We start from the raw sequence: 3978 nt of genomic DNA on the forward strand, positions 1-3978 counted from the left end.
CCCGGCGCGCAGCAGCGCCGCGCGGCCGGCCTCGCTGATCGCGACCAGCCCGCGCAGCGTGCCGCGCGCAAGTGCCGTGCGCAGCGCCGGCAACTGGCCGCGCGCATCCAGGGTGTCGGTCTCGTGGACTTCGAGCCAGTGCCGGATGCCGAGGCGCGCGAGCACCCGCGACAGCTCCGGCACGCGCGTGTAGACGACCCCGGCGCGGCGCAGCTCGCCGAGGTGCAGCAGCGCGAACGGCCAGCCGCCCCAGCGCCGGTGCAGGCTCTCGACCGGGCGCAGGTCGATCGGCCGGCGGATGCCCATGCCGGCGAGAAAGCCGCCGGTGTCGAAGCCCGCCGGGACCGGCGGCAGGTACAGGCGCACGCCGGCCCCGAGCGCGGCGAGCGCCTCGACGGTGTGCAGGGTCTGGATCAGGTTGGCACGCGGGCGCTGCGGGCGGCCCCAGGCGAGGTAGACGAAGCGCGGCGACATGGTGCGGCGGCCGGGGGACGGTTGCGGGAGCGCGCATTCTATACATGCGGCCCGGCGTGACACGCGCCCCGGCGCGCCCCCGCGGCCACCCGGCCCGCCGGGACGATCCGGTATACTCGCGGCCCTTTTTCGCCCGGCCGGTGCCTGCCTTCCCGATGTCCGCCCCGACGACCGCTTCCCGCCCCCGGCGGCTCGCGATGGTGCTCGCCGATCTCGCCCGTGGCGGCATCGGCAAGATGCGCGTGCACCTCGCCAACGCCTTCGCCGCCGAAGGCGTGGCCGTCGATCTGCTGCTCGCGCGCACCGGCAGCCCCTACCGCGAGCTGATCGGCCCCGGCGTGCGCCTCGTCGACCTCGGCACCTCGCACGCCTGGTTCGGCGTGCCGCGCACGGCGGCCTACCTGCTGCGCGAGCGGCCCGACGTGGTGCTGACGCAGCGCTCGCGCGTCAACGCGCTGGTGCTGCGCAGCCGTGCGCTGTGCGGCCTGAAGATGCCGGTGCACAGCACCTTCAACACCAACCAGAGCGCGCAGCTGGCGAGCCTCACACCGGCCAAGGCGCGCAGCCAGCTCGCGCAGATGCGCCGCTGGTACCCCCAGAACGACGGCCTGATCGCGATCTCGCACGGCGTCGCCGATGACGCCGCGACGCTGCTCGGCCTCGATCGTGCCGCGATGCGCATCATCTACAACCCGGTCGTGACGCCGGAGCTGCACGCGCGCGCCGCCGGACCGGCCGGACATCCGTGGTTCAGCGATGGCGGCGCGCCGGTGATCCTCGGCGTCGGCCGGCTGGAGCCGCAGAAGGACTTCGCGACGCTGCTCGACGCCTTCGCACGCCTCATCGCCGGCGGGGCCGATTACCGGCTGCTGATCCTCGGCGAAGGCAAGCTGCGCGGCGCGCTCGAAGCGCAGGTCGCGCAGCTCGGCCTGGGCGGGCGCGTCGCGCTGCCGGGCTTTGCGGTCAACCCGTATCCGTACATGGCCGGCGCGCGGCTGCTGGTGATGTCCTCGGCCTGGGAAGGGCTCGGCAACGTGCTGGTCGAGGCGCTCGCACTCGGCACGCCGGTGGTCTCGACCGACTGCCCGAACGGTCCGGCCGAGATTCTCGAACACGGCCGCCACGGCCGGCTGGTGCCGGTCGGCGATGCCGCCGCCCTCGCCGATGCCATCCGCGCCACGCTCGCCGCGCCCCTGCCGGCCGCACAGCTGCGCGCCGCGACCGCGCGCTTCACGCTCGCGACCGCCGCCGCGCAGTATCTCGACGCGCTGGGGCTCGCCCGATGACGACGGCGACCGGCCGCATCGCGCTGTTCATCCCGTCGTTCAGCGACGGCGGCGTCGAAAAGCAGATGGTGGCGCTCGCCGGCGGCTTCGCACAGGCCGGCTACCCGACCGACTTCCTGACCCGCCCCGGCGAGCTGCCGTATCTCGACCGGCTCGACCCGGCCGTGCAGCTGATCCGGCTGCCGGCGGCGAGAAACGCGCAGCGCGAGGCCACCATCGACTACCTGCGCACGCAGCGCCCGCTGGTGCTGATGTCGGCCAAGGGCAAGGACGATTTGCTCGCGCTCGATGCCCGCGACGCGGCGAAAAACGCGGCAGGCGGCACGCGCGTGTTCCTGCGCTGCGGCATTCATCTGTCCTCGCGCCCGAAGATGGTCTCGCGCAACCCGCTGCGCGGGCTCTGGCACCGCTGGCGGCTGCGCCGGCTGTACGCGCGCCCCGACGGCGTGATCTGCGTGTCGGAGGGCGTCGCCGATGACCTCGCGCAGCTGACCGGCTTTGCGCGCGCGCGCATCGCGGTCATCCGCAACCCGACCATCACCGCCGGCTTCGATGCGCGCCTCGCCGAGCCGCTCGACGATCCGTGGTTCGCGCCCGGTGCGCCGCCGGTGATCCTCGGCGCCGGCAGCCTGGCACCGGTCAAGCACTTCGAGGTGCTGATCGAGGCCGCCGCGGCGCTGATGCGCACGCGCGAGCTGCGCCTCGTGATCCTCGGCGAAGGCAAGGAGCGCGCGCGGCTCGAAGCCCTGGCCGGCTCGCTCGGCATCCGCGATCGCGTGCGCCTGCCCGGCTTCGTCGGCAACGTGCTGCCGTGGATGCGCCGCGCCGCGGTGTTCGTGCTGTCGTCCGAGCGCGAAGGCTCGCCGAACGTCGTCACCGAGGCGCTGGCCTGCGGCACGCCGGTGGTCGCGACCGACTGCCCGAGCGGGCCGCGCGAGATTCTCGATGGCGGCCGCTTCGGGCCGCTGATCCCGATCGGCGACGCTGCAGCGATGCAGCGCGCAATCGCCGCCGTGCTCGATGCGCCGCTGCCGGCCGCAACCCTGCAGTCCGCCATCGCCGAATACACCTTGCCGCGCGCCTGCGCCGGCTATCTGCGCGCCTTCGGACTGGCCGGATGAGGCCGCGCCCGGATCTCGCGCTGTTCGCGGCGACCTCGGGCCACAGCGGCGTCGATCGCATCGTCGCCAACCTGCTGCCGGCGCTCGCGGGCCTGGGCCTGCGCATCGACCTTCTGAACATCCGCGGCCACGGCCCGCGCCTCGATCCGGTGCCGGACGGCGTGCGCGTCGTCGATCTCGGCCGCGCCCACGTCTGGCCGGCGCTGCCGGCGCTGGTCGCTTATCTGAAGCGCGAGCGCCCGCGCGTGCTGCTGTCGGACAAGGACAAGGTCAACCGTGCCGCGCTCGCCGCACGGGCGCTCGCCGGGGGCGACACGCGCGCGTTCGTGCGCCTCGGCACGACGGTCTCGCACAACCTCGCCAGCCGCCCGTGGTTCGATCGCGCGGTGCAGACGCTGTCGATGCGCAGCCTCTACCGCTTCGCCGCCGGCGTGCTCGTGCCCTCGCAAGGCGTCGCCGGGGACTTCGCGGCCTTCACCGGCCTGCCGCGCGCGCGCATCCACGTCGTGCCGAACCCGGTGGTCACGCCGCACATGCAGGCGCTCGCCGCCGGCGCGCCGGGGCATCCCTGGCTCACGGACGGCGGCGCGCCGGTGATCCTCGGCGTCGGCGAGCTGTCGGCGCGCAAGGACTTCGCGACGCTGCTGCGGGCCTTCGCGCGGCTGCGCCGCCAGCGTCCGTGCCGGCTGCTGATCCTCGGCGAAGGCCGCCGGCGCGAACGGCTGCTCGCGCTCGCCGCCGAACTCGGCATCGCCGATGACCTCGCGCTGCCCGGCTTCGTCGCCAATCCCTACCCGGCGATGCGCGCCGCCGCGGCCTTCGCGCTGACCTCGCAGTGGGAAGGACTCGGCATCGTGCTGGTCGAGGCGCTCGCGCTCGGCACGCCGGTCGTCGCCTGCGACTGCCCGAGCGGCCCGCGCGAGGTGCTCGCCGATGGTCGCTACGGCCCGCTGGTGGCGGTCGGCGACGATGCCGCGCTCGCTGCGGCCCTCGCCGGCCTGCTCGATGCCCCGCCACCGCCGGCGCTGCTCGCCGAAGCCGCGGCACCGTACACGGTCGAGGCCAGCGCCAGGGCGTATGCGCGGGCGCTGGGGCTG

3 protein-coding genes and 1 pseudogene are annotated in these 3978 nt (G+C 74.7%); 3 read left to right on the plus strand and 1 reads right to left on the minus strand.

Annotated elements, in window-relative coordinates:
- Positions 1–474: pseudogene (locus tag PKE44_RS16115) on the minus strand (glycosyl transferase); the annotation flags it as partial.
- Between the two features lie 155 nt (positions 475–629).
- Between PKE44_RS16115 and PKE44_RS16120 the strand changes: the two are divergent.
- The 3 genes from PKE44_RS16120 to PKE44_RS16130 form a co-directional block, all read left to right on the plus strand.
- Positions 630–1760 (plus strand): glycosyltransferase, encoded by a 1131-nt coding sequence (locus tag PKE44_RS16120; RefSeq protein WP_324553179.1) that lies wholly within the window; start codon positions 630–632, stop codon positions 1758–1760.
- Complete coding sequence (locus PKE44_RS16125) at positions 1757–2881, plus strand: glycosyltransferase (RefSeq protein WP_324553182.1); 1125 nt, start codon at positions 1757–1759, stop codon at positions 2879–2881. Before PKE44_RS16120 ends, PKE44_RS16125 begins: the two co-directional genes overlap by 4 nt.
- A partial coding sequence (locus tag PKE44_RS16130; RefSeq protein ID WP_324553186.1) for a glycosyltransferase occupies positions 2878–3978 on the plus strand: 1101 nt, incomplete at its 3' end. The genes PKE44_RS16125 and PKE44_RS16130, both read left to right, overlap by 4 nt.

The sequence above is a fragment of the Plasticicumulans sp. genome, from assembly GCF_035331805.1.
Classification (GTDB): domain Bacteria; phylum Pseudomonadota; class Gammaproteobacteria; order Competibacterales; family Competibacteraceae; genus Plasticicumulans.

Bases quoted from the DNA above. Each gene is read 5' to 3' on its own strand.
- PKE44_RS16125 (WP_324553182.1), top strand. From the start codon at position 1,757: ATGACGACGGCGACCGGCCGCATCGCGCTGTTCATCCCGTCGTTCAGC.
- PKE44_RS16120 (WP_324553179.1), top strand. From the start codon at position 630: ATGTCCGCCCCGACGACCGCTTCCCGCCCCCGGCGGCTCGCGATGGTG.